23 protein-coding genes are annotated in these 24,537 nt (G+C 65.0%); 15 read left to right on the forward strand and 8 right to left on the reverse strand.

Annotated elements, in window-relative coordinates; translation table 11 throughout:
- Window positions 1-10 precede the first annotated feature (10 nt).
- Window positions 11-1,249 (forward strand): pentapeptide repeat-containing protein, encoded by a 1,239-nt coding sequence (locus QTL98_RS13910; protein WP_445679066.1) that lies wholly within the window; start codon window positions 11-13, stop codon window positions 1,247-1,249.
- A gap of 8 nt (window positions 1,250-1,257) precedes the next feature.
- Window positions 1,258-3,126, forward strand: coding sequence for a YjbH domain-containing protein (locus QTL98_RS13915; protein WP_445679067.1), 1,869 nt, complete (start codon window positions 1,258-1,260; stop codon window positions 3,124-3,126).
- A 9-nt stretch (window positions 3,127-3,135) separates the two neighbouring features.
- Here the strand turns inward: QTL98_RS13915 and QTL98_RS13920 are convergent, their stop codons facing one another.
- Complete coding sequence (locus QTL98_RS13920; RefSeq protein ID WP_510637490.1) at window positions 3,136-4,098, reverse strand: AraC family transcriptional regulator; 963 nt, start codon at window positions 4,096-4,098, stop codon at window positions 3,136-3,138.
- Between the two features lie 225 nt (window positions 4,099-4,323).
- Here QTL98_RS13920 and QTL98_RS13925 point away from each other — a divergent pair, with 225 nt between their 5' ends.
- Window positions 4,324-5,376: an NAD(P)-dependent alcohol dehydrogenase gene (locus QTL98_RS13925; RefSeq protein WP_445679068.1), complete on the forward strand. Its 1,053-nt coding sequence runs from the start codon at window positions 4,324-4,326 to the stop codon at window positions 5,374-5,376.
- Between the two features lie 70 nt (window positions 5,377-5,446).
- Here QTL98_RS13925 and QTL98_RS13930 read toward each other — a convergent pair whose 3' ends face one another.
- A complete protein-coding gene (locus tag QTL98_RS13930) occupies window positions 5,447-6,004 on the reverse strand; it encodes a helix-turn-helix domain-containing protein (protein ID WP_445679069.1) in 558 nt (185 codons plus the stop codon).
- A gap of 90 nt (window positions 6,005-6,094) precedes the next feature.
- On the opposite strand from QTL98_RS13930, the gene QTL98_RS13935 reads away from it, so the two are divergent.
- From QTL98_RS13935 to QTL98_RS13955, 5 genes are all read left to right on the forward strand, one after another.
- The gene (locus QTL98_RS13935) at window positions 6,095-6,610 is read left to right on the forward strand and encodes a GNAT family N-acetyltransferase (protein WP_445679070.1); all 516 of its coding nucleotides are present in this window, start codon (window positions 6,095-6,097) and stop codon (window positions 6,608-6,610) included.
- 107 nt (window positions 6,611-6,717) lie between these two features.
- Window positions 6,718-7,995, forward strand: a complete 1,278-nt coding sequence (gene fabF / locus QTL98_RS13940) for a beta-ketoacyl-ACP synthase II (RefSeq protein WP_445679071.1) — start codon at window positions 6,718-6,720, stop codon at window positions 7,993-7,995.
- 55 nt (window positions 7,996-8,050) lie between these two features.
- Window positions 8,051-8,500 carry a DMT family transporter gene (locus QTL98_RS13945; RefSeq protein WP_445679072.1) on the forward strand — a complete coding sequence of 150 codons (450 nt, stop codon included), beginning with the start codon at window positions 8,051-8,053 and terminating at the stop codon, window positions 8,498-8,500.
- 153 nt (window positions 8,501-8,653) lie between these two features.
- Complete coding sequence (locus QTL98_RS13950) at window positions 8,654-9,199, forward strand: putative pterin-binding protein (protein WP_445679073.1); 546 nt, start codon at window positions 8,654-8,656, stop codon at window positions 9,197-9,199.
- Complete coding sequence (locus tag QTL98_RS13955; protein WP_445679074.1) at window positions 9,189-10,472, forward strand: GGDEF domain-containing protein; 1,284 nt, start codon at window positions 9,189-9,191, stop codon at window positions 10,470-10,472. Before QTL98_RS13950 ends, QTL98_RS13955 begins: the two co-directional genes overlap by 11 nt.
- A gap of 7 nt (window positions 10,473-10,479) precedes the next feature.
- Here the strand turns inward: QTL98_RS13955 and QTL98_RS13960 are convergent, their stop codons facing one another.
- Window positions 10,480-11,391, reverse strand: a complete 912-nt coding sequence (locus tag QTL98_RS13960) for a LysR family transcriptional regulator (protein WP_445679075.1) — start codon at window positions 11,389-11,391, stop codon at window positions 10,480-10,482.
- Between the two features lie 137 nt (window positions 11,392-11,528).
- Here QTL98_RS13960 and QTL98_RS13965 point away from each other — a divergent pair, with 137 nt between their 5' ends.
- From QTL98_RS13965 to QTL98_RS13985, 5 genes are all read left to right on the forward strand, one after another.
- Complete coding sequence (locus QTL98_RS13965) at window positions 11,529-12,290, forward strand: SDR family oxidoreductase (protein WP_445679076.1); 762 nt, start codon at window positions 11,529-11,531, stop codon at window positions 12,288-12,290.
- A 42-nt stretch (window positions 12,291-12,332) separates the two neighbouring features.
- Window positions 12,333-13,082, forward strand: coding sequence for an SDR family oxidoreductase (locus tag QTL98_RS13970; RefSeq protein WP_445679077.1), 750 nt, complete (start codon window positions 12,333-12,335; stop codon window positions 13,080-13,082).
- Window positions 13,083-13,329: 247 nt separating this feature from the next.
- Entirely contained in the window at window positions 13,330-14,892 is a 1,563-nt protein-coding gene (locus QTL98_RS13975) for a sugar ABC transporter ATP-binding protein (RefSeq protein ID WP_445679078.1), read from the forward strand.
- Window positions 14,889-15,926: an ABC transporter permease gene (locus QTL98_RS13980; RefSeq protein WP_445679079.1), complete on the forward strand. Its 1,038-nt coding sequence runs from the start codon at window positions 14,889-14,891 to the stop codon at window positions 15,924-15,926. The genes QTL98_RS13975 and QTL98_RS13980 overlap by 4 nt, the downstream gene beginning before the upstream one ends.
- Window positions 15,927-16,004: 78 nt before the next feature.
- The gene (locus tag QTL98_RS13985) at window positions 16,005-16,955 is read left to right on the forward strand and encodes a substrate-binding domain-containing protein (RefSeq protein ID WP_445682157.1); all 951 of its coding nucleotides are present in this window, start codon (window positions 16,005-16,007) and stop codon (window positions 16,953-16,955) included.
- Between the two features lie 83 nt (window positions 16,956-17,038).
- Here the strand turns inward: QTL98_RS13985 and QTL98_RS13990 are convergent, their stop codons facing one another.
- On the reverse strand, window positions 17,039-18,361 hold the full coding sequence (locus QTL98_RS13990; protein WP_445679080.1) for an MFS transporter: 1,323 nt from the start codon (window positions 18,359-18,361) through the stop codon (window positions 17,039-17,041).
- A 187-nt stretch (window positions 18,362-18,548) separates the two neighbouring features.
- Window positions 18,549-19,595 (reverse strand): beta-1,3-glucanase family protein, encoded by a 1,047-nt coding sequence (locus QTL98_RS13995; protein WP_445679081.1) that lies wholly within the window; start codon window positions 19,593-19,595, stop codon window positions 18,549-18,551.
- A 232-nt stretch (window positions 19,596-19,827) separates the two neighbouring features.
- Between QTL98_RS13995 and QTL98_RS14000 the strand changes: the two genes are divergently transcribed.
- A complete protein-coding gene (locus tag QTL98_RS14000; RefSeq protein ID WP_445679082.1) occupies window positions 19,828-20,628 on the forward strand; it encodes a YoaK family protein in 801 nt (266 codons plus the stop codon).
- Between the two features lie 171 nt (window positions 20,629-20,799).
- Window positions 20,800-21,516 carry an alanyl-tRNA editing protein gene (locus QTL98_RS14005; protein WP_445679083.1) on the forward strand — a complete coding sequence of 239 codons (717 nt, stop codon included), beginning with the start codon at window positions 20,800-20,802 and terminating at the stop codon, window positions 21,514-21,516.
- 22 nt (window positions 21,517-21,538) lie between these two features.
- Here QTL98_RS14005 and QTL98_RS14010 read toward each other — a convergent pair whose 3' ends face one another.
- The 3 genes from QTL98_RS14010 to QTL98_RS14020 form a co-directional block, all read right to left on the reverse strand.
- Window positions 21,539-23,017 (reverse strand): sensor domain-containing diguanylate cyclase, encoded by a 1,479-nt coding sequence (locus tag QTL98_RS14010; protein ID WP_445679084.1) that lies wholly within the window; start codon window positions 23,015-23,017, stop codon window positions 21,539-21,541.
- A gap of 203 nt (window positions 23,018-23,220) precedes the next feature.
- Window positions 23,221-23,991 (reverse strand): hypothetical protein, encoded by a 771-nt coding sequence (locus tag QTL98_RS14015; RefSeq protein ID WP_445679085.1) that lies wholly within the window; start codon window positions 23,989-23,991, stop codon window positions 23,221-23,223.
- A gap of 14 nt (window positions 23,992-24,005) precedes the next feature.
- A complete protein-coding gene (locus QTL98_RS14020; protein ID WP_445679086.1) occupies window positions 24,006-24,437 on the reverse strand; it encodes a DUF3775 domain-containing protein in 432 nt (143 codons plus the stop codon).
- Window positions 24,438-24,537 lie beyond the last annotated feature (100 nt).

Genomic DNA, 24,537 nt, shown 5'->3' on the forward strand with positions numbered 1-24,537 from the left:
CTCTTTTCTGATGTCACGACCGCAAGGACAGCAGTCGACACATCACCGGCGCTGGCTGACGTCGCGCCCGGCCGGGCTGCGTGCCGACATTTCCCACATGAATCTCGACGGGGCGGATCTCTCCGGGCTCGACCTGCACGGCACCCGTGCCCACTCGGCACAGCTGCGGGCTGCCCTGCTGATCGCCTGCCGGCTCGAAAGCGCCGATCTGCGCGGGGCCGATCTCAGCCTTGCCGACCTGACCGGGGCCGACCTCACCCGTGCCGATTTGCGCGGCGCGCGCCTTAGCGGCGCGGACCTGACACGCGCCATCCTGCGCGAGACCAACATCGCCGGTTACCTGCACGAGGCGCCGCTTTCCGGCAGCCTGCCACCCCCGCTGCTGCGCGAGGCGATGCTTGCCCATGCCGATCTTTCCGGCGGCAATCTCAAGGGCTGGATTTTTACCGAAGCCGATATGACCGGCGTCAACCTCGCCGGGGCCGATCTTTCCGGCGCCGATCTTTCGGGCTGCTGCCTTGCCAATGCGGATCTTAGCGGCTGCGACCTTTCCGGCGCCAGGATGAAGGGCGCGCGCCTCAGCGCCGCCACGCTGGAAGGGGCGATCCTGCTCGGCGCCGATCTGCGCGGGGCGGAGCTGATCGGCACCCGCATGGATTATAGCCAGCTGGCCAATGCAGACACCACCGGCGCCCAGTTTGCCCGCACGCTCGATTCCGAAGATTTGATGCTGCAGCGCGCGATCAACGATCATGAGCGCTGGATTGCCAGCAATGGCGAACGCGGGCAGCGTGCCGACCTGGAAGGGGCCGATCTCTCGCGCTGCGACCTGCGGGGCATCAACCTGAGCGGCGCCATACTACGTGGGGTTGATTTTTCGGGGGCCTTATTATCTTCTGTGCTTCTGGTGATGGCAGACCTTTCCGGGGCGGATCTTACCGCCAGCAGCCTCGCCGGCGCCCATCTCAACGGGGCGGACCTTTCCTTCGCGCGCCTGCGTTCTGCCGATCTCACCGGCGCCGATCTCGGGCCGGCTGAAATTCGCGAGAATGGCGGCAGCACATCCGGGCGCAAGTGGGCGACCAATCTTCAAGGGGCCGATCTGACTTCCGCTCACCTCAAGGGATGCTCGCTGCGCGGGGCCAATCTCAGCGATGCGCGGCTGGAGCGGGTCGATCTCAGCCATACCGACCTGACCGGTGCCCGCCTCGCCACCGCCATCCTCTCCGGCAACGCCTCGCAGGCCTGATCTTCCTGTTGCTGGCGGGCGCCAGCCCGCCTTTTCCGGCGCTGGCCCGGGCCCTTTCTTCAAGCCTGCTTCCCGATGCCGGTTTTCCGCCGGAAGGCGAAGCCGGCCTTGCTACCTTCGCCACCGCTCATCAGGCTGGCCTCAGGCTCGATTATGCGCTGACGCCGCGCCTTGCCCTTGCCACCAGCCTCCTGCGCCCGGATGACGCGCCGATCAGCGGCACGCTGGACGGCAAACTGCGCCTCGTCGATCCGCGAGGTACCGCACCTGGGCTGATAGCCGGCTTCAGCAATTTCGCCTCCGCGGCCACGACGCCCGGAGATGAGCCGGACGCCTTCCTGCTGACAGACTGGCAAGTGGGTCCGTTCAGTCTTTCCGGCGGCACGATCTACCGGCTGGCGAAGCCCTTCCCCGCCCTCAATCCGGTCCTTGGTGCCCGCCTTACTCTCATACCGGGAGATCTGGAGCTGGCGGCCTCAGCCGGCTTTGTGCAGGGCGAGCCGCTTTATGGCTTCGGCCTCAATGCCCGCCTCAGCGACAGCTACAACCTTTCCTTGCAGACGTTGTCTCCGCAGCGGCCGGGCTTCATGCTCCTGCTACGCCGGCCGCTCTCCCTGCCGCCGCTCCACCGGCCCTTGCCGGTCTGGCGCCGGCCACCGGCCCTGAATACGCCGCCCGGGCAAGCAGAAGAGCTGGCAGAAGATCAGGGGCTTGACCCCGCCGGTGCCGATTACAGCCGTTCGCAGCAGCCGGTCTGGTGGCTGAGCGATCCTGCCCCGGCGGATGCCCGGCGGCGCGGCCGGGCCCTGCGCACACTGGGTGCGGCAAGCGATGGAAAGACGGCAGCAGCTACGCTCTCGGTAGCACCCGCGACCCGAGGTCTGGCCGGCCCGGTGTTTGAAGTGCCGCGCAGTGCAATGTCACGAGCCGATGGCGGTACTGGCAGTGCTGAAGAGGTGATCGCACGCGCGCTGACAGGCTTTCCCGGCGCCCCGCCATCTGCCCGCTGGACCATGGACTGGCAAGCCGCGCTCAATTTGCAGGCCGGCTACAGCAGGCGGCAGATTGGCGGCACCGTCCCCGGCGCCGCGCGACAGGTCGCTGCCGGCCTGACGGTCGATGCCGATCTTGCTGCCGGCTTCGGTCTGGTTGCCGAACCGAGAGTAACGCTGGCGAACGAGCCGCTGGCAACCCCGCCGCCTGCGGGCAACGATGCTGCCTCCATCGTCCGGCAGGCGCTCTTCAGCACCAATCAATCTCCGCACCATGTGGACCGGCTGTTTTTAAGCTGGCAACAGGCAGTCAATGCCAAAAGCCAACCAACAACCCCACCACTCTGGCTCGCCGCCGAAGCGGGGGCGCTCGATCCGGCCTTTACCGGTCTTGCCGCAAGTTTTCTAACGCCCTCGCGGCAAGGCCTTTCCGGTTGGGGGGCCGGCGGCGCCTTCGTGCTGCCCCGGGGTGAAGGGGTGGAGCGGCAAGGGCTGTGGACCGCGAATGCCACCTACAGTTTCGCCCTGCCGGTGCAGGGCCTTGACCTGACGCTGGAAGCCGGGCGCTATCTGGCCGGCGATCTGGGCGCAACCGCCCGGCTGGAGCGGCGCTGGAGCGATGGCACCCGTCTCGGTATCAGCGCTGCCGTGAGCACACTGTCTGGCTCGGGAGAAGGCAGCGGGGGCGACGGCAGATTCTGGCTTTCCCTTACCCTTCCCGTCGGCATGCCCGCGGCGCATCCGCATCTGGCAGTGCGCCTGACAACCGGAGACCCCTGGGACGAGCGTACCCGCCGCCCACAGACGGAGGAGGATCTGGCCGACCGGCTGCATCAGCTCGGGCCTGCACCGCTAGTTTCTGACTGGCAATATCTGCTCGACTGAAGCCGCCGCTCAGAATACAGCCGGCTGGCCGGCGCTGCGCAGGCGGGCGATATCGCGGGCCGGCGGTGCCCCGTAAAGCCGGGAATATTCCCGGCTGAACTGCGACGGGCTTTCATAGCCGACCAGAAGCGAGGCGGTGGCGGCATCCGCCTCCCCCACCAGCATCAGCCGCCGGGCTTCGCGCAGGCGCAGCTGCTTTTGATATTGCAGCGGGCTCAGCGCTGTCGCGGCCTTGAAATGGTGATGGAGGGAGGAAAGGCTCATGCCGACCTGCTGGGCCAGCTCTTCCACCCTCAGCGGCCGGGCATAGTGACGCTGCAGCCAGGCAACGGCCTCCGTAATGCGCGGGGCATGCCCCTGCGACAGCGCGACATCGCGTAGCCAGTGCCCCTGTGGGCCGGCCAGCAGGCGGTACAGAATTTCCTGCTGCACCAGCGGCGCCAGCGCGGCGATATCCTGCTGATTATCCAGCAGGCGGCAAAGCCGCAGCACCGCATCCATCAGCACCGGCTCCAGCGGCGCAACCGAAATGCCGCGCACGGCAGCGGCAGGCGGCGCCGGCGGCGCGGCCGGCAGGGGCGATTGGGCAAGCAGGGTCCGCAGCACCGTCGGGTCGATCTCGATGACGAGGCAGAGATAGGGCTGGTCCGCCCCCGCCACGAAGATATGGGAGATCATCGGCAGATCGACGGAAACGAGCAGCCCGTGCCGATGGTCATACTCAAAGGTCTGGTCCCCCAGCACCGCCCGCTTGGATCCTTGCACCACCAGCGCGAAGGCCGGCCGGTAGATTGCATGCACGCTGTGCTGGGCAACCGACTGGCGGAAAAAATGCAGGCCCGGCACCGGCGTGCTCACCATGCCATCATCGAGCAGGTAGCGCGAGATGATGCCGGCAAGCTCACCGCGCATCGCGCCGGCTTCCAGCGCCGACGCCTCCGGCGCGACCAGCTTGCTGCCTATATGCGTCATCTCTGCCCCCTCATTCTCAAAATCGCACCCGTCCCGGCAAGGTGCGGCATGCTTTTGCAGAAATAGGCAATAATCCCGCAGGATCAAGCTACCGGCTTTTTGCCGCCCGCCCCTACAAAAGCAGGGCAGCCGGACGGCCCCCCGCAACAGCGGTTAGCCCCGGCTCCTTCCCTGCGGGCGATCCTTATCGCTTCGGCCCGCGCGCGATCTTCAAAGGACGATGACATGCTAGAGGCCAAGGGTTACGCCGCCCCTTCTGCCAGGGAGGCGCTTGCTCCTTATTCCTTCGAGCGCCGTTCTCCGGGCGAGAGCGATGTGCTCATCGACATCCAGTTCTGCGGCATCTGCCATTCCGACATCCATCAGGCCCGCGACGAGTGGGGCGGCTCCATCTTCCCGATGGTGCCAGGCCATGAGATTGCCGGTGTCGTGACGGCCGTCGGCGCCGGGGTCACCCGCTTCAAGGTCGGCGACCGCGTCGGTGTCGGCTGCTTCGTCGACAGCTGCGGGCACTGCCCGTTCTGCGAAAGCGGCGATGACCATTATTGCGAAGAAGGCATCGTGCAGACCTATAACAGCGTCGGCAAGGATGGCCAGCCGACGATGGGCGGTTATTCCGACAAGATCGTCGTCGACGAAAACTACGTGCTGCGCATCCCCGACAATCTGCCGCTCGATGCCGCGGCCCCGCTGCTGTGCGCCGGCATCACGCTCTACTCGCCGCTGCGCTACTGGAAGGCCGGCCCGGGCAAGAAGGTCGCCATCATCGGCCTTGGCGGTCTCGGCCACATGGGTGTCAAGCTCGCCCATGCCATGGGCGCGGAAGTGACGGTACTGAGCCAGTCGCTCTCCAAGAAGGAAGATGGCCTGCGCCTCGGCGCCGACCATTTTTATGCCACCTCCGATCCCGAGACGTTCAAGAAGCTCGCCCGCAGCTTCGACCTCATCATCAATACGGTTTCCGCTCCGATGGACTGGAACCAGTATCTGACGCTCTTGAAGGTCGAGGGCACGATGGCCGTGGTCGGTGTGCCGGAAAAGCAGATCCCGATCGGTGCCTTTTCGCTGGTCGTCGGCCGCCGCAGCCTTGCCGGCTCGATGATCGGCAGCATCAAGGAAACCCAGGAGATGCTGGATTTCTGCGGCAAGCACGACATCATCAGCGATATCGAGACCATCGCTATCAGCCAGGTCAACGAAGCCTATGAGCGCATCCTCAAAAGCGATGTGCGCTATCGCTTCGTCATCGACATGGCAACGCTGAAGGCTGCTGCCTGAGACGGTTGCCGCACAGCCAAGGTAACGGAAAGGCGGGCTGCTTCCACGCAGGCCCGCCTTTTTCGTGTCCTCAGCGGCCGCTCAGCAGCACCACCGCATAACGGCAGGGCTTGCCGCTTTCATTGCGGAACTCGCAATCGGCAGGCGGCCCCAGTTTAAGGCAATCACCCTCGCCCATCTCGTGCCGCTCGGCACCTTCAAGAAAGATCAGGCTGCCTTCCAGCACCCAGATCAGCTGCCGGGCAAAGGTGTAAGCCGAGGCCGGCATGGCAATGTTGGCCCCGGCCGGCAAATCGATATGTACAAGATCGAGCGGCAGATCGGATTGCGGCGATATGTGTCGGCGTACATAGCCGGTGGTAGGGTCAGTCCATACCGGCTGCTCCGCCCGGCGCAACAGGCGTCCGCCACGGGTTTCCGCCCGGGCGATGAGGGTCGACATCGACAGGCTGAAGGCACCGGAAAGCCGGGCCAGCACGGTTGCCGTGGGACTGCTCTCCCCCCGCTCGATCTTGTGCACCATGGCGCGGGAAACGCCTGAACGTTCGGCAAGATCGGTCAGCGACCAGCCGCGGCTCTCGCGTTCCAGCCGGATCCGGGCGCCGATGCGTTGCTCGAGTTCATCCATTTTAGTAGACTTTCATTTTATTATAATGGACAGCTACGGCTGACGGTGGATATATGTCCACTATAGTAGACAAACCCGCAGGGGAGCGACATGGAAATCCGGGACGCGGCCGACGGCGATATCGGGGGCATTCTGGCGATCTATAACGACGCCGTGGCCAATACGACGGCGATCTGGAACGACACGCCGGTGGATGCCGACAATCGCCGGGCATGGCTCGCCTCCCGCCGGCAGCAGGGTTATCCGGTGCTGGTAGCGACAGCGCCGGATGGCAGCATTGCCGGTTACGCCTCCTTCGGCGACTGGCGCGCCTTTGATGGGTATCGCCATACCGTCGAGCATTCCGTCTATGTCCGCAGCGACCTGCGCGGCGGCGGTATCGGCAAGGGGCTGATGCAGGCGCTGATCGCGCGGGCCAGAGCGCTTGGCAAACATGTCATGGTCGCCGGCATCGAGGCCGGCAACAGCGGCTCCATCGCCCTGCATCTTAAACTGGGTTTTATCCAGACCGGGCTGTTACCGGAGGTCGGCTGCAAGTTCGGCCGCTGGCTCGACCTCGTTTTTCTGCAAATGCGCCTTGAGGACAAGGCCACGCCGCATTCCTGAGCGACCTTTGCCTGAACCGGCGGCGCGCCATCACATTAACTAGCATGATAAAAGTTACTGTGGCAAAACGAGCGCGTCCGCTGACCCAGATCGCAAAGGAAACCGTCATGACATCCCCCGACCGCCGCATCGTGATCACCGGCATGGGCATCGTGAGCCCGCTCGGCATCGGGCTGAAGCCGGTCTGGCAGCGCCTGATTGCGGGGCGCTCCGGCATCGTCCGGCTGCCGGAAGCCCTGGTGCCCGATATTGAGGCCAAGGTTGGCGGGCTGGTGCCGGACAAAAAGGACGACCCGCACGGGTTCGACTTCGATGCCGTGCCAATGCGCGACCGCAAACAGATGGACCGTTTCATCCTGTTTGCGATGGAGGCCGCGGCCGAGGCGCTGGCACAGGCAGGCTGGCAGCCGGCAACGGAAAGGGAGCGTGAGCGCACCGCCACCGTCATCGCCTCCGGCATCGGCGGCCTGCCCGGCATTGTGGAGGCGGCCTATACCGTCAAGGAGCGCGGCGCCCGCCGCCTGTCGCCCTTCACCGTGCCATCCTTCCTCATCAACCTCGCCGCCGGGCAGGTCTCCATCCGCCACGGCTTCAAGGGGCCGATCGGCGCGCCGGTGACGGCCTGCGCCGCCAGCGTACAGGCCATCGGCGATGCCATGCGCCTGATCCGCGCCGGAGAGGCCGATATTGCCCTGTGCGGCGGCGCAGAAGCCTGCATCGACCGGGTTGGCCTTGCTTCTTTTGCCGCCGCCCGGGCGCTTTCAACCGGCTTCGGCGATACGCCGGAAGCCGCCTCTCGCCCCTTCGATGCCCGCCGTGACGGGTTCGTCATGGGCGAAGGGGCCGGCATGCTGGTGATTGAAAGCCTGGCGCACGCGAAGGCGCGCGGCGCCACCCCGCTGGCCGAGGTTACCGGCTACGGCACCAGCGCCGACGCTTATCATGTGACCTCGGGCCCGGAAGATGGCAGCGGTGCCCGCCGCGCCACGCTGGCCGCCCTTGCCATGGCGGGCCTGAGGCCTGAGCAGATCGGCTATCTCAATGCCCATGCCACCTCCACCCCGGTGGGCGATGCCGGCGAGCTTGCCGCCATCCGGTCCGTCTTTGGCGAGGGGACGAGCAGTCCGGCCATTTCCTCAACCAAATCGGCGACCGGCCATCTGCTCGGCGCCGCCGGCGCCGTGGAAGCCATCTTCTCAGCCCTTGCCCTTGGCGAGGGCGTGCTGCCACCAACCCTCAACCTCACCAGCCCGGATGCCGCGGCATCCGGGCTCGATCTGATCGGCCCCGCCACCCGGCGCACTTCCGTGGAGCATGTGCTTTCCAACGGCTTTGGGTTTGGCGGCGTCAACGCCTGCGTCATCCTCAGCCGCTGGCAAGGCTAGGCCCTCCGGACATCGGGCGGGGATCGGCAATAGCAATAAGAAGAGGGGAAATCCCATGACCCCCGCCCTCACCCTTGCCTTGCTGTATGCCGCCGGCATCGCACTCGTCTTCCAGAACATTCTGATGGTGCGGCTGACGGAGGCCGCCTCCAGTCCGCTGGTCGCGCTGGTCATCAACTCCTGCGTCGGCCTTGTCCTGCTGGTGAGCCTGCTTGTCGGGCGCAGCGGGATAAGCGGGTTCGGCGAAGTGGCCGGCGTGTTCCGCCCCTGGGCCCTGCTGCCCGGACTGCTGGGCTCCTTCTTCGTCTTTGCCGGCATTACCGGTTACCAGCGCCTCGGCGCCGCCCCCACCATTGCCACGCTGGTGGCAAGCCAGCTGCTGGCAGGGCTCGTCATCGATGCGATCCGCGCGCCGCGCCTCGAGCTTCAGGCCAATCTCATGCCGGGGCTCGGCGCAATATTACTGGTGCTCGGGGCTTTTCTGGTCGCCCGGCGCAGCTTGTAGCCGCCAACAGCGACAACCAGACTACAAATAAAGAAAGTCATCGGCCCGGACCGTCGCAACCCTCTTTCCTTGAACGGCCCGAGCAGGTATGCATCGGGCCAGAATTTGCCTGACGAATTCGGGCAATGAGCTGGCCATCAGGGCTGAATTGCCGTGCGCGCACTTCGTGAATATTTGCAGACTTATTTCAGGATCGAAAACAAGGCTGCGGCGATGCGCCGGCTGATCCTGGTTACCCTTGCCGGCATGCTCCTTCTGCCCGGCAGCGGCACCGCCAGCGAGCGCGTGGTGCTGAAAATTTATGCGGCCGGCACCGACACGCCGACACACAGCTTCACCCTCAGCGAACTCAAGGCCCTGCCCCCGACCAGCCTCGAGACCGATCTGCCCGAAGCCCTGCAAATCCGGGGGCATCATGTGTGGACGGGAGTGCCGCTTGGCGCGCTCACGCCGCTGCTGGGCCCGGGTGTCAGCGAAATCCGCCTCACCGCCCTTAACGATTACAGCATCACCATTCCGGTGTCGGACATTACCACCTACCAGCCGATCCTTGCCTACAGCCGTGACGGGCAGGACATTGCCATCCGTGACAAGGGTCCGCTGATCGTCATCTACCCGTTCGGGCGCTACCCGGAACTGGAGCAGCAGATCTATCTCAACCGCACCATCTGGCAGGTGGGGGAGATCCGTGCCAACTAGGCTCGCGCGCGTCAAAAAGGGACTGCTGCGCTCGGCCACGCGCCGCCAGCGCCTGATCACCGGCATCCTTGTGCCGGTTGTTGCACTGATGGCGGTGCTGACGGTCTGGAGTTATGCCCGCACCACCCAGCTGGCCGACCAGGTCTCGCGCCCCAACTACAATTCCGACATCTGGTTTGCGGTCAGCGGCTTCATGGAACTGGGGGCCCTGCGCGGCAAGGCCGGGCTGGTCGGGTTCGACCCGGCAGCCGACGATGCCATGCTGATCAAGCTTGCCGTGGTGCAGAGCATCTTCGAGCCCACCGACAAGGGGCCGGCGCTGGAGCTTAACCTTGTCCGGCAGGATCGTGAGGCGAGTACCCTGCTGGCTTCCGTGCAGCAGATCATCGCCCGCTGGGGCGCCATGGCCGATGACGGCGCAGCGCCGGCGGACCTTGCCGCCACCATCATCGCCGACACACCCGCCACCTTGAGGGCCGGCGGCGCGCTCGTCAGCCGCGCCAACATCCTGGTGTCGGAAGATTATGACCAGCGGCGGCAGGAACTGCTGGAAGACTTCCGCGCCTTCAAGCTGCTGCTTTCCATCTTCGTCGTCGTCACTGCGGCGCTGGTTGGCCAGCTGCTGCTCAGCAACCGCTATGGCCGGCGCCTGCACCGCCATATGAAACTCATCAACCGCCGGCTCGAGGCTCGGGTGGCCCTGCGCACCCAGCAGCTACGCGAACTGGCGGAGACGGACAGCCTGACGCGCCTGCCCAACCGCCGCGCCTTTCTGGAACGGGCGGAGGCGCTGCTCGCCTATGACGGGCGTGCCGGCCTGCCCACCTCGGTGCTGATGCTGGACATCGATTTCTTCAAGCAGATCAATGACAGCTTCGGCCATCAGGTCGGGGATAATGTGCTGGTCACCATCGGCGAGACGCTGAAGTCCACCCTGCGCGCCAGCGATCTTGTTGCCCGTTTCGGCGGCGAGGAATTTGCCATCCTGCTGCCCGGCACCCCGATGGAAGCCGCCGCCGAAGTGGCTGAAAAAATCCGCCGCAAGGTGGAGGGGCTGCCGCTGGAAGTGGCCGGCGAGATTTCCCCCTTCACCAGCCGCGCCGGCCGCGATGTCTCGCCGGCCAATTTCACCGTTTCGATCGGCCTGGCCAGTGCCAGCGACAGCAGCCTGACCGAAGCCCTGCGCGCGGCCGATTACGCGCTTTATGAAGCCAAGGCCGCCGGGCGCAACCGGGTGCGCCTCTCCCAGGGCCTTGCCACCGGCCACGCCTGAGGCCGGGTCAGGCCCTGTCCCAGGGCGGCACGCCGGCAAAGGCCTTGACCAGAAAATCCACCATCACCCGCACCTTGCTGCTGAGGTAGCGCCGACTGGGATAGACGGCCAGCACATCGATATCCGCCATGCGATAATCCGGCAGCAGCGGCACCAGACGGCCGGCACGCAAATCCTCGCCCACCAGAAAGGTCGGCTGCCAGATGATGCCGTGCCCGGCAAGTGCCGCCGCCCGCGCCGTATCACCGTTATTGCTTTGCAGCGCGCAGCTGACGCGCACGGAATGCAGCCGGCCGTTTCCATCATAAAACTGCCAGTCATCGCCGGTGGCGGCATAGGTGTAGCCGATGCAGGAATGCTCCGGCAGATCGGCCGGCACCTGCGGCGCGCCCCGTGCGGCGACATAATCCGGCGAGGCGCACAGGATGTTGCGGGAGGCTGCAAGCTTGCGGGTGGAGTGGCTGGCCGGCGCCCCGGCACGGGCGATGCGGATGGCAAGGTCATACCCCTCCTCCACGATATCCACCACGCGGTCGATCAGGCCGACATCCAGCTTCATCTCCGGATACTGCTTCAGAAACTCCGGCCATAGCGGCGCCAGATGCAGGATGCCGAAACTGAGCGGCGCATTGATGCGCAGGCGCCCGCGCGGCTTGAGTGCGCTTGAGGAAATCAGCGCCTCGGTCTCCGCCACCTCGTCGAGGATGGCGCGGCAGCGTTCGTAAAAATCCTCCCCGCTTTCCGTCAGCGACAGGGTGCGCGAGTTGCGGTTGAGCAGCCGGGCGCCGAAATAGCCCTCAAGCTCCGCCACATAGCGTGTGACATTGGCCGGCGATGTGTTGAGCGCGTCGGCCGCCCCGACGAAACTGCCGCGCGCCACCACGGTGGCAAACACCTCAAATGCCCGCAGCCGGTCCATTGCACGCCACCATCATTCATAAAAACTGAATGAGTAAAGCATTTCATCCCCATCAATGCCAGACGAGATGAACAGTAAGGTTCCTTCAACAGCCGGAGCACAGACGCACCGGCCCACCCGAAGAAGGAACCAGACAAATGGCACGGCTTGAAAACAAGGTAGCGATCATCACCGGCGCCAGCGCCGGTATCGGCCGGGCAAGCGCCCTCTTGTTTGCCCGCGAAGGGGCAAAGCTCGTGGTCGGCGCCCGCCGCCAGAGCGAGCTGGACAGCCTGGTGGCAGAGATCGCCGCTGCCGGCGGCGAGGCCGTGGCGCTCACCGGTGACGTACGCTCGTCCGCCTATGCCAAGGCGCTGGTGGAAAAAGCCGTCAGCACCTTTGGCAAGCTGGATATCGCCTTCAACAATGCCGGTGTTCTGGGCGGTATGGGCCCGACCCATGAAATGTCCGACGAAGGCTGGAACGAGGCGATCGAGATCAACCTGACCGCCTCCTTCCATGCCGCACAGCACCAGATCCCGGCGATTGCCGCCGCCGGCGGCGGCTCGGTGATCTTCACCTCCACCATGGTCGGCTACAGCTTCTCCTTCCCCGGCACTGCCGCCTACTCCGCCAGCAAGGCCGGCCTTGTCGGCCTCACCCAGGCGCTCGCCACCGAATATGGTCCCCAGGGCGTGCGGGTGAATGCGCTGCTGCCCGGTGGCACGGATACACAAATGTACCGCGAGATGAACAATACCGCTGAAGCGCAGAACTACATCATCGGCCTCCACGCCCTGAAGCGCGTCGCCCGGCCGGAGGAGCTGGCGCAGGCCGCCCTCTACCTCGCCAGTGACGACAGCTCCTTCGTGACCGGCACTGCCTCGCTGGTCGACGGCGGCGCCTCCATCACCCGCTAACTCCCCGATTTCAAACTTTTCACCTCGAAAGGAACAGCAATCATGTCCCGTCTCAATGGTAAGCGCACCCTGATCACCGGCGGCTCCAGCGGCATCGGCCTTGAAACCGCCCGCCAGTTCCTCGCCGAAGGCGCCCGTGTGGCGATTACCGGCAGCAATGCGGAAAACCTTGAAAAGGCCCGCGCCGAGCTGGGCGGCAACGTGGTCGCCATCCAGTCCGATGCCGGTGATGTCGCCGGGCAGAAGAAGGTGGCCGCAGCGGTGGCCGAAGCTTTCGGCGGTCTCGATGCCCTGTTCATCAATGCCGGCGTGGCCCAGTTCGGTCCGCTGGAAAGCTGGGACGAAGCGGCCTTCGACCGCAGCCTCGCCGTCAATGTGAAGGGCCCCTACTTCCTTATCCAGTCGCTGTTGCCGCTCTTTGCCAAACCGGCCTCGATCGTGCTCAACACCTCGATCAACGCCCATATCGGCATGCCGAACTCCAGCGTCTATGCCGCCAGCAAGGCTGCCCTCATCTCTCTGGCCCGCACCCTCTCCGGTGAGCTGATAGGCCGCGGCATCCGCGTCAATGCGGTGAGCCCCGGCCCGGTTTCCACCCCGCTCTACGGCAAGCTTGGCCTGCCGGCGGAAGAACTGAAGAAGACCGCCGAGCACATCCAGAGCCAGATACCCGCCGGCCGCTTCGGCGACCCGGTGGAAATCGCCAAGGCCATCGTCTTCTTCGCGTCCGATGAATCGGCCTATACCGTGGGCAGCGAACTGATCATCGATGGCGGCATGTCGACGCTCTGAGCGCTTCCTGCCCCTTTCAAGAAAACACCGGCCGGTCCGCCCTGCAGCGCCGGCCGGTGCCCTTTTACGGAACATTCAAGAGCCTCTTCCGCATAATTTTTTTCATTGCCAAACAAAATGCCGTCTCGACATTTTGTCGCAGAGCGGTTGTCATGTTCCCATAAAAACCCGCCCGGGTTGCCGGAGCAGGGATAAAGGGAGGAACGGCGGTGACAGGGGCAAGCCCGCAGAAATGCGCGGCGCGGCCATGAGCGCGCACGCGACGGCGGTGCCGGTGCTGGAAGCCCGGCAACTCTCCAAATCCTTTGGCCCGGTAGAGGTGCTGAGCGAGATCTCCCTCGCCCTCCGGCCGGGCGAAGTGCATGCCGTGATCGGCGAAAACGGTGCCGGCAAATCCACCCTCATGAAGCTGCTTTCCGGCCACCTCGCCCCGTCATCGGGCACGGTTGCCATCGATGGCGAGCCCGTTGCCCTCAAGGGGCCGGTCGATGCCGAGACGCGCGGCATCGTGCTGGTGCATCAGGAAATCCTGCTCGCCCCCCACCTCACCGTTGCGCAGAACATCTTCATGGGGCGCGAGCTGAAGCGGGCCGGCATCATGGTGGATGACCGGCGCATGAATGCGCTCGCCGCCGCTGCTGTGGAGAGCCTTGGCGCCCATATTGATCCCCGCACCCCCGTCGGCCGGCTTTCCATCGCCCAGCGCCAGCTGGTGCAGATCGCCCGCGCGCTGCAGGTGCCGCATCGGGTGGTGATCTTTGACGAACCCACCGCATCCCTCACCCCGGTTGAAACCGAGGCGCTGCTGGCGGTCATCCGCGATCTTTCGGCCCGCGGCGTAGCAGTGCTCTATATCTCGCACCGGCTGCCCGAAGTTGCGGCGATTGCAGGCCAGGTCACCGTGCTGCGCGACGGCCAGCTCATCGCCACCCGCCCGGCGGCGGAGCTGAGCCCGGTGGAGATGGCGCGCCTGATGGTCGGGCGCGAACTGGCCAATCTTTATCCCGCGCGCAAGGAAGCTCCGGACAAGGCACCGCTGCTGGAGGTGGAGAACTTTACCGTGCCCGGTTTTGCCGAGGGCGCCAGCTTTGCGCTCAAGCGCGGCGAGATCCTCGGTTTTGCAGGCCTGATCGGGGCCGGCCGCACGGAGCTGATGGAAGGCATCGTCGGCCTTCGCCCCGGCGATGGCAGTGTGCGCATCCACGGCGAGAGGGTTCATTTCGACAGCGCCCGTGCCAGCATGGCGGCGGGCATCGTCTATCTGAGCGAGGACCGCAAGGGAAAGGGCCTGCTGCTGGGGCAAAACCTGCGGGTCAATCTCACGCTTGCCGCCCTTGCAGCCTTTCACCGTGGCCTCGGCCTCGACACGCGGCATGAGGAAGAGGCGCTCACCAAAGCCATCGGCGAGTTCGACATCCGGGCCCGCCGCCGCGACATGCTCGCGGGCCAGCTTTCCGGCGGCAACCAGCAAAAGCTGCTGATCGCCAAGATGATGCTGCTCGCCCCCGAGATCGTGATCATCGACGAGCCGACACGCGGCATCGATATCGGCACCAAGCAGCAGATTTACGCCTTCATCGCCCGGCTTGCCGCCGAGGGCATGGCCGTCATCGTCATCTCCTCCGAGATGCAGGAGCTGATCGGCCTTTGCCACCGCATCCTCGTCATGCAGGGCGGGCGCATTGCCGGCGAGGTGAGCGGCGAAGCGATGACGGAAGACAATATCGTCGTCTACGCCACCGGCGTCAGCGACATCGGCAACGACATCGGCAACGACTTCGATACTGGCAGCAGCAGCGGGGCAGCATGAGCAGCGGTAACGTGACCGGCGATCACAAGGCGGCGGCGGGCGGCGGCGACAGGGCCCGGCAGGCAGCGGCCCCGGGCCGGCTTGACCTGCGCGCCCTTGCGCCTTTTCTCGCACTGGCGGTGCTGCTGGTGCTGGGCGCCTTCGTCAACGACAACTTCCTCAGCCTTGCCAACCTCACCAATGTTGCCACCCGCTCGGCCTTCATCGCCATCATCGCGGTGGGGGCCACCTTCGTCATCGCCTCGGGCGGGCTTGATCTTTCCGTCGGCTCCATGACCGCCTTCGTGGCCGGCACCATGATCCTGTTTCTCAATACCGGCAGCCTTGATGGCAGCGGCATGCTGCTGTTTGCCGCCATGGCCATGGCAATCGGCGTTGGGGCGCTCTGCGGGCTCGGCAACGGCCTCATCACCACGGTTGGCAAGATCGAACCCTTCATCGTCACCCTCGGCACCATGGGCATCTACCGGGCCCTGACCATCTATCTGGCCGAGGGCGGGTCGATCGCCATCAAGTCGCAGCCGCTGCGCACCCTTTATCGCCCGGCCTATTTCGGCGATGTTCTGGGGGTGCCGGTGCCAGTCATCGCTTTTCTCGTGGTTGCCGCGCTCGGCGCCTTTCTCCTCTACAAGACGCCCTTCGGCCGCCATGTGGTCGCAGTGGGCTCCAATGAGGATGTCGCGCGCTATTCCGGCATTCCGGTCGGGCGGGTGCGCACCCTTACCTACATTTTGCAGGGCGTCTGCGTGGCGATTGCCGTGCTGCTCTATGTGCCGCGCCTCGGCGCCGCCACTTCCACCACCGGGCTCCTGTGGGAGCTGCAGGCCATCACCGCGGTCGTCATTGGCGGCACGGCGCTGCGCGGGGGTGTGGGGCGGATCTGGGGCACCATCTGCGGCGCGCTCATTCTCGAGGTGGTGGGCAACATCATGGTGCTCTCCGACCTTGTCAGCGAATACCTCATCGGTGCCGTGCAAGGCGCGATCATCATCATCGCCATGCTGGTCCAGCGCTCGCTGATGCGGCGCCAGTGAGGGAAACAAGGGGGCAAGCGGGCCTCCCTTCTGTCGCGATCCGAAGCCCGCAGGATAAGACCGGAGGAAAACCCCATGATGCGCAAACTGCTGATCGGCGCCTTCTCTCTCGCGCTCGCCGGCCTTGCCGCCGGCAGTGCCGGGGCGGCCGACAAGAAGGTGACTATCGCCGTCTCCATCCCGGCGGCGGACCATGGCTGGACCGGCGGCGTGGTATTCCATGCCGAACGTGCCGCCAAGCTGCTGGAGGCCAACCACCCCGGCCTCAAGATCATCGTCAAGACCTCGCCGGACGGCGCCTCGCAGGCCAATGCGCTGGAAGATCTTTCCACCCAGGGCATCGATGCGCTGGTGACGCTGCCGCATAATTCCGACGAGCTGACCGACCCGATCCGCCAGGTGAAGGCCAAGGGTACCTTCATCACCGTGGTTGACCGGGCGCTTTCCGACAACACGGTCGCCGACCTCTATGTCGCCGGCAACAACCCGGAACTCGGCCGGGTGGCCGGCGACTATATGAAGGAAAAGCTGGCGGGTGGCGGGGACATCGTCGTCATCCGCGGCCTGCCCATCGTCATCGACGAGGAACGCCAGAAGGGCTTTGACGACGCCATTGCCGGCAGCAAGATCAAGGTGCTCGACAAGCAGTTCGGCAACTGGTCGCGTGACGATGCCTTCAAGGTGATGCAGGACTATCTCTCCAAGTACCAGAAGATCGATGCTGTCTGGTGCCAGGATGACGATATGGCCGTGGGCGTGCTGGAAGCGATCAAGCAGGCCGGCCGCAAGGACATCAAGTTCGTCGTCGGCGGCGCCGGCATGAAGGAGATGATCAAGCGCGTGGCCGACGGCGATGCGATGATCCCGGTCGATGTGCTCTATCCGCCGGCCATGGTGGCAACGGCACTGGAGCTGACGGTCGCCAATTTCTATGATCAGGTGCCGGTGCGCGGCAGCTACATCCTCAATGCCACGCTCGTCACCAAGGACAATGCGATGGAATATTATTTCCCGGATTCTCCGTTCTGATCCGGGCCTGAGGTCCACAAAAAAGAAACCCCGCCGGCAGCCGGGCCGGCGGGGTTTCTTTTTTTAAGGCTCTTGCCGGCAGATCAGCCGACCGCCGCCTTGCGGGTTTCCACGCCCACGGCAAGGGTGGCGAGCGCTGCCAGCACCAGAAGGCCGGCAAAGATGCCAACCGCCAGCGTCATGCTGTCGGTCACCACCAGCGCCACCGCCGAGGGAGCGGCAAGCCCGCCAAGCCGGGCCATGGCGCCGGCCATGCCCATGCCGGTCGCCCGGCTCGCCGTCGGATATAGCTCCGGCGTGAAGGCGTAGAGCGCGCCCCAGGTGCCCAGCAGCGCAAAGCTCATCAGGCAGAGCGAAAAGCCGATGAGAGCCGGCGACGCTGCGAGGGTGAAGAGGAAACAGCCGACCGCGCTCAGGAGGGCAAAACCCGCCAGCGTCGCCTTGCGGCCCCAGCGCTCGACCCCGTAGGCGGCAAGCGCATATCCCGGCAGCTGCACGATTGCCAGCAGCACGAGGAAATCATAACCGCGCACGAAGCCGAAACCCTGGCCGGCGAGCTTGGCCGGGATCCAGAGGAAGACGCCGTAATAGGCAACCGACACCAGGAACCACACCGCCATGATGGCAAGCGTGCGCTGGCGCAAGGTCGGCGACAGCAGGCTGGCAGCGGTTCCACGCGCGGCAATGTCCGAACGCAGTTCGGGCGACAGGGCGCCATTCGCCAGCGGCTCGGCGCCATTGGTAATACGCACCCGGTTGATGATCAGCTCGGCTTCGGCAATCCGGCCCTGCTGCAACAGGAAACGCGGCGATTCCGGAATACCGAGGCGGAAGGCAAATCCGGCAAAGGCCGGCAGGGCGATGAGCCCGACAACCCAGCGCCAGAGGTCTGCGACCTCCCCGGCCTTGAGCCCCCAGGCAATAAGCGCGATGGCCACGGTGCCAACGGCCCAGAAACCTTCCAGCGCCACCAGCCAGCGCCCGCGGCTCTTTGCCGGCAGGAACTCGGCCATCAGCGCATAATCGACCGGCAGGATGCCGCCGACGGCAAGCCCGACGATGAAGCGGCAGACCGCAAAGACAAGGAAAGTCGGCGAGAAGGCGGAGGCGAGCCCCACCAGGGCATCAAGCGCCACCATCAGCAGCAGCACTCGGCGGCGGCCGATCCGGTCAGCCAGGCGGCCGAAAAGCGCCGCGCCGATCATCATGCCGAGAAAGAACACCGTGCCGGATTGCAGGATCTCCGGCACCGACATGCCGAACCCGCCGGCCAGCGACGCCGCGGTAAAGCCAACCGCCAGCACCTGCATGGCATCGGCCGCCCAGACAAGGCCGAAGATCCCCAGCAACCGGTACTGGAACCGTCCGGTGCCGGCCCCCGCCAGCGCCTCTTCAATATCAACCATCCCTTGGCACGTCCCCTGTTGCCCTGAAGAGCTGCCGGCAAAGAGCGAGCCGGCAGGGCAGGATTGTTCATCCCTTGCCGGTCGCGACTTCCCGCCCTTAAGGCCCCGGGGTCAACCGCAATTTTGTGTGCACTGCCGCAAAAACGTCCGGACCGGCCTGCAAACCCGGTCCGGACGCCCTTCAGGCTCAGTAGAGCGTGATGGTCATCAGATCTGCAGGACTGCCGCTCATGTCGGTTGAGTCATTCTCGACATCGTCCCACGCGAAGGCATAACAGAGCTTGCCGACGCCAAGCGAATGCAGGATGGCCGCATAGGGATTGCTCCCCAGATAGTCCGGCGGGCTGTAACGATAGAACATCTTGTGATCGCCCCAGTGCGACGGGCTTTTCGTGAACATGCCGCGATTGATCGCCGTGACCATCATCTGCTTGATGCCGGCGTCGATGGCCCCGGCGCTGCCGCTGCCTTGCGGCTGAAAGACGCCGGAGCAGGAAAACACCTCATAGGAACTCGGCTTGCCTACGGTGTGCGGCGACTGGTCCCCGGTGAAAACGAAGGTACCCGAGGCATCGGGATATCCGCTAACGCTCAGCCCGTTGACGGTCAGCTCAAGCGGGTTTGCCTGTGTCCAGTGTTTCCAGCACTCATCGATATAGGGTTTGAGCCAATCGATACCGTTGAGAGAGCCCGGGCTCAGGATCCGCTGCGAATAAACGAGGCTCGAAACCGGCACTCCGCCGAACTTGCCCATGATGGCGTCGCGGGAGAGCTGAAAACCGAGCGGGCCGGCCGCACTGCTGCCGGAAAGGGCCAGCGTCAGCGACAGTCCGAAAAAATCCACACAGGTCGTGTTGCAGTTGAGCCCCGAACCGTTCAGCGTGAACTCGATCTTGTCATAGGTGATCGACCCGTTCGGGCTCTGCGTGTCGAGAAAATCCGGACCGACGAAGCCCACGCTGCTGATCGGGATGGAAAGCCCTTGCCCGAGCGACAGAAAGCACCGTCCGGCAATGATCGGCCCGGCGAGATTGAGCTGCAATGCCTGCGCCGCCGGCATGAAATCGACCGTTGCCGGAAAGCTGTTGCCCGGCTGCGGTGCCGGTGCGGCAGCGAAATCGCCGCTCGATGCCGATACATACCCCCACTCACCGCCGGCCGTCTGGCCGATGATGCCGAAATAGATGGCCGGATTGTTGGTGCCGCTGCGATTGTCGACGATGCTGAGCTGCATGTCAGAGCCTCCAGACTTTTGAAGACTCCCCCCATTCACCGGCACGCCCCGATTGGAGCCAGAAACCGGCTACCGGAAGCCTAACAGCACAGGCCATTATTTTAAATAGATATAAAATATACATCTTCTCCTTAATATTACAGCGCATTGACAGGAAGCCTGCGGCGACCGGAAATAGGATTTCCGCCGCCCCTTTCGGGAGGCGATCCTGCGCCCCGATATCTGGTGAGCCATGCCGGCCAGCCCGCGCCACCCTTCTGCCGCCACCGCCCGCTTCCGCCTGCCTGACGGATTTCACCGCGTCACTGCCGCTGCCCGGGATGCGCGCGCCGACGCCCAGCTTGGCTGCACGCTCTGCTTCATCGCCGGCGCGCTCAATGCCGGCGGGTTTCTCGCCGTCGGTCAGTACACCTCGCACATGACCGGCATCATCTCCGCCATCGCCGACGATCTGGTGCTGGGTGCAACGGCGCTGGTGCTGGCGGGCATCGCCGCCGTTATTGCCTTTGCCGCCGGCGCTGCCACCTCGGCCATTCTCATCAACTGGGGGCGGCGCCATGCGCCGGAACGGCAATATTCCCTGCCGTTGCTGCTGGAAGCCGTCCTGCTGATGGTCTTCGGCCTTCTGGGCACCCTGCGCGGCGATCTGCCCTTCTTCGTCGCCGTTACGGCGCCGCTGCTCTGTTTCATCATGGGTGAGCAGAACGCCATCATCACCAAGATCTCCTCCTCCCGCATCCGCACCACGCATCTGACCGGCATGGTGACGGATATCGGCATCGAGTTCGGCAAGCTCGGCTATATCAATGGCGCGGTGGATGCAGATACCGGCCTGCCCTATCCGCCGGTACGGGCCGACAAGGCCAAGCTCCTGCTGCTGCTGGCGCTGGTCGGGTTCTATTTCGTCGGCGCCCTCATCGGCGCGCTCGGCTTCAAGCAGTTCGGGTTCCTGATGGTGGTGCCGATTGCCTGCATCCCGTTGCTGCTGGCAGGCCTGCCCCTGCTGCTGCCGGCACAGCGCCCGGCGGCCTGAGCCTCCCGCCGCCCGGGGCCGCAACCTTCACCGGCGAGAGCCCGTTCACATTGGGGCGATTTTACCGACGGCAGCCGGATGCAAGCGCCTTTCATCCCCGGTGCCGGGACGTTACCGTGCGGCAACCGGCAAGACCCTGCCGCCCGACCTGCCAGCCAGCCGAGCCACGCCATGAAGACCGATCTCCTGTTCAGGGCCGATGCCTATCTGCGCGAGACCACCGCGCGCGTTCTCTCCGTCGATGACAGCGGCATCGAACTCGATCGCACCGTCTTCTATGCCCAGGGCGGCGGCCAGCCCGGCGACAGCGGCACCCTGCGCCGCGCCGATGGCAGCGAGATTGCCATCGCCAATACCGTCTACGGCGCCGGCCGCGACCATATCCGCCACCAGACCAGCGGCATCGCGCCCGAAGCGCTGCCGCAGCCGGGCGAGACGGTGGAACTCATCCTCGACTGGCCGCTGCGTTATGCGCGCATGCGCGTGCATACGGCGCTGCATCTGCTCTCCGTTGTGCTGCCTTATCCGGTGACGGGCGGCGCCATCGGCGATGGTGACGGGCGGCTCGATTTCGACATTCCGGAAGCCGGGCTCGACAAGGACGAGCTCAGCAAGCGCCTCAACGAGATGATCATCAAGGATGCAGCGGTTACCGAACGCTGGATCAGCGACGAGGAACTGGAAGCCAATCCCGGCCTCGTCAAGACCATGTCGGTAAAGCCGCCGATGGGCACCGGCAAGGTGCGCCTCGTGGAGATTGCCGGGCTCGACCTGCAGCCTTGCGGCGGCACCCATGTGCGCTCGACCGGGGAGATCGGCACCGCACTCATCACCGCCATCGAAAAGAAGGGCAAACAGAACCGCCGGGTGCGCCTCAGCCTGGCCTGAGCCTTTAGCCAAACGGTGGCCTCTAGATCCTGCCAACAACAACACGGTTGCGGCCGGAACGCTTGGCCTCATAGAGCGCAGCATCGGCTGCCGCCACAAGCCCGCCAATCGTCTGGTCCGAGGTGCCGACGGCGCTGACAAGACCGATGCTGAGGGTGATGCGGCTCGCTTCGCTGCCGCCCTCGCGCCCGGTCGCCTCGGCCTGCTCGCGCAGGCTCTGGGCAATGGCCTCGGCCGCCTCCGGCGGGGTTTCCGGCAGGATGAGGGCAAACTCGTCGCCGCCAAACCGCGCCGCCAGATCGGCCGGCCGGCGGGCACGGCTGGCGATCAGCTTCGCCACCGCCACCAGCAGGATGTCGCCATTCATATGACCGTGACGGTCGTTGAAGTTCTTGAACGCGTCGATATCGATCATCAGCACCGAGAGCGGCAGGCGGGTGCGCATGGAGCGCGCCCATTCCTGCTGGGCGCAATCGTCAAAGGCACGGCGGTTGGCAAGGCCGGTCAGCGCGTCGGCCCGGGCCATCGCCATCAGCTGGTCTTCCATCGCCATCCGGCGGCGGAATTCACGGCGTAGCAGCAAAGACAGCGTGATAGCAGACGCCCCCAGAACAAGGCCGATGCCGGCAAAAAGCCAGACCCGCTGCCACCAGCGTGTGAGGATGCCTTCCACCGACTGGCCGATCACCACGATGACCGGCACATCCTTGAGCCGCACGAAGCTGTAGACCCGGCGCACGCCATCCACCAGCGACGGACGGGTAAAGGTTCCCTCGCTCTGGCTGAAGGCTGTCAGCAGCTGGCTATCGAAGGAAAGCTGCCGCCCGGTATCGGCGTTGCCATCGGCGGAGGGCTCACGCACCAGGATGGTGCCATCGGCACGCAGGATGGTGATAACGGAATCCCCCTCCAGCCGCATGCGGTGGACGAGGTCGAGGAAGTAGTTCATGCGCAGTACTGCCGCGACGATGCCGGCAAACTTGCCATCGACATCCGGCAGGCGGCGGCTGAGGGCCACACTCGTTTCATTGTGGCGCAGACGACTGGTGAAGGGTTTGCTCAGGTATAGCCCGATACCGTCCCGTTCACGCTGGACCGTGAAATAGTCGCGGTCCGCTATGTTCACGCCGCCGGTATTCTCGCCGGACGCAGTGTCGATGAAGTTGCCCCTGGCGTCGGCCAGAAACATCGAACCGAAATAGGGCTTGGCCGCCGATCGGTCGAACAGCACATAGCGGCGGATTTCCGGGCTCACCGCATCGATGCCCGGCAGCTTCAGGGCATCGATCGCCCCGTTCAGCGCCAGATCATACAGCTCGACACTGCGGGTAATCTCGCTCTCGATGGCACGGGCGAGGTTAAGGCTGTTGCGCCCGGAGGTGGCTTCTGCCTCGTGCAGATCGCTGTTGAGGTTATAGACGCCAAAGATGAGCGTCGCTGCCGAGACGATCAGCAGGCCGGCAATGAGCCTTGAAGACAGGGTGAAGCGGGTTGCAGTCATCTTCCGCCACGGGACTGGGCTACGCCGGGCAGAACCATGCTCTTACGAACGGCGTGCCACCAGACGTCAGGATAGCACCCCGCAATGCTTCTGCACATCAGGATGCTCAGGTCTGTAATCCTTAAAGCCTAACAGCCCCGGTTCCGGTGACACAGATCAAGAAAGGTTTATTAAAGGTCGCTCAAAAGGATAGGGGTTTTTACTTAAGGATAGAGTTCGCGTTCTGCCACCCAGCCAGTATTGAAGCGCGGATGACCAAAAATCCGGATCTGGTACCAGCGCGTTTCCGCCAGGCTGAGGAAACTGCCAACCACCGTCGCCCGGTCATTGAGGCTGAGGCGCAGCAGCGCCTCCGACCCGGTATTGGGCTCGGCATAGACGGTGACGCCGGCCGTGGAAACGCTGATCTGGTCTCCCGGCTGGATGGTGGGATGGCCGGCGGCAAGGCTGGCGGCATCCTCCTGCCGGGTGGAAACCGCCTTCCGGACGCTCGCCGTCACCCGTTTATCGAGCTCACCCAACTGGGCGGTCAGCTCCACGGAGGAACGCACGGCAGCAGACTGCCGCTCGTCAAGATCGGCAAGGCGGTTGCGCAGGGCTGTAATGTCGGCCTGCTGCTGATCTAGCCGGGTGAGCTGCGCTGCCAGCCCGGCCGGCGGCACCGGCCGGGTCAGCACGATGAAAAGCGCGGTGCCGGCAAGGCCGGCGGCAAGCAGAGCCAGCAAGGCGCCGCCGCCCGCAGCCCAAGGCACCCACCGCGGCAACGGCCCCGGCGCACCGGGGCCGGAGGGCTCGGCCACCGGCTCATAGGTCAATATCTGCTCTTCCGGCGTCTCGGGCCGGGCAGTTTCTTCCGCCCGCCCGGCAGTCCCTTCCAGCCCCTCCTCGTCGGGGTCGGGCTCAAGGTCGGGGTGCCAGGCGGCAAGCGCCTGGCGGATGGCGGGGCGATACGGCAGGGAATCCGCCTCACGCATGGCGGCACGCGGGATCAGAGATGCGCATTCTCATAGTCCGATATATCGATGCCGAGTTCCTGCAACCCGGTTTCGATGAAATCGGAAAGCATAGGCTGTGCCAGACAATAGGAGACGAAGCGGGCCCCCGGCCGGGCGGTGGCCTCATCCAGCGCCTCTTCCCACTGGCTGCCCTCATAATCCCCGCGCCCGATCCACAGGATGGCAAGAAATTCAGCCTGCTCGTCATCATTGAGTTCGCCGAGCGCGCCGGCCAGTTCTTCGGCCGTCGCGTCATCCAGCCCGTCCTGCAGCACGTCGATCTCCATATCGTCCGGCCCGTCAGAGCCGGAATCGGGATCGGTTGCCTCTTCCTTGACGTCAAATTCCCGTGCCTTGACGGCAATATAGGCCAGCTGCTCAAGGCTGAGATTGAGGTCGGGCGGCTCCGGCGGGGTGGCGGTCATGGGCTGGCTCTCTTCCGGTCAGGGACACTGGGCAATTGCAGCACTTGAGACACAGACGGCGGGGGCGCGGGCAGGCCGGCAAAAAGGCCGGCTCCCTCAC

Source organism: Radicibacter daui, from assembly GCA_030657355.1.
In the GTDB taxonomy this organism is placed as follows: Bacteria; Pseudomonadota; Alphaproteobacteria; order Radicibacterales; family Radicibacteraceae; genus Radicibacter; species Radicibacter daui.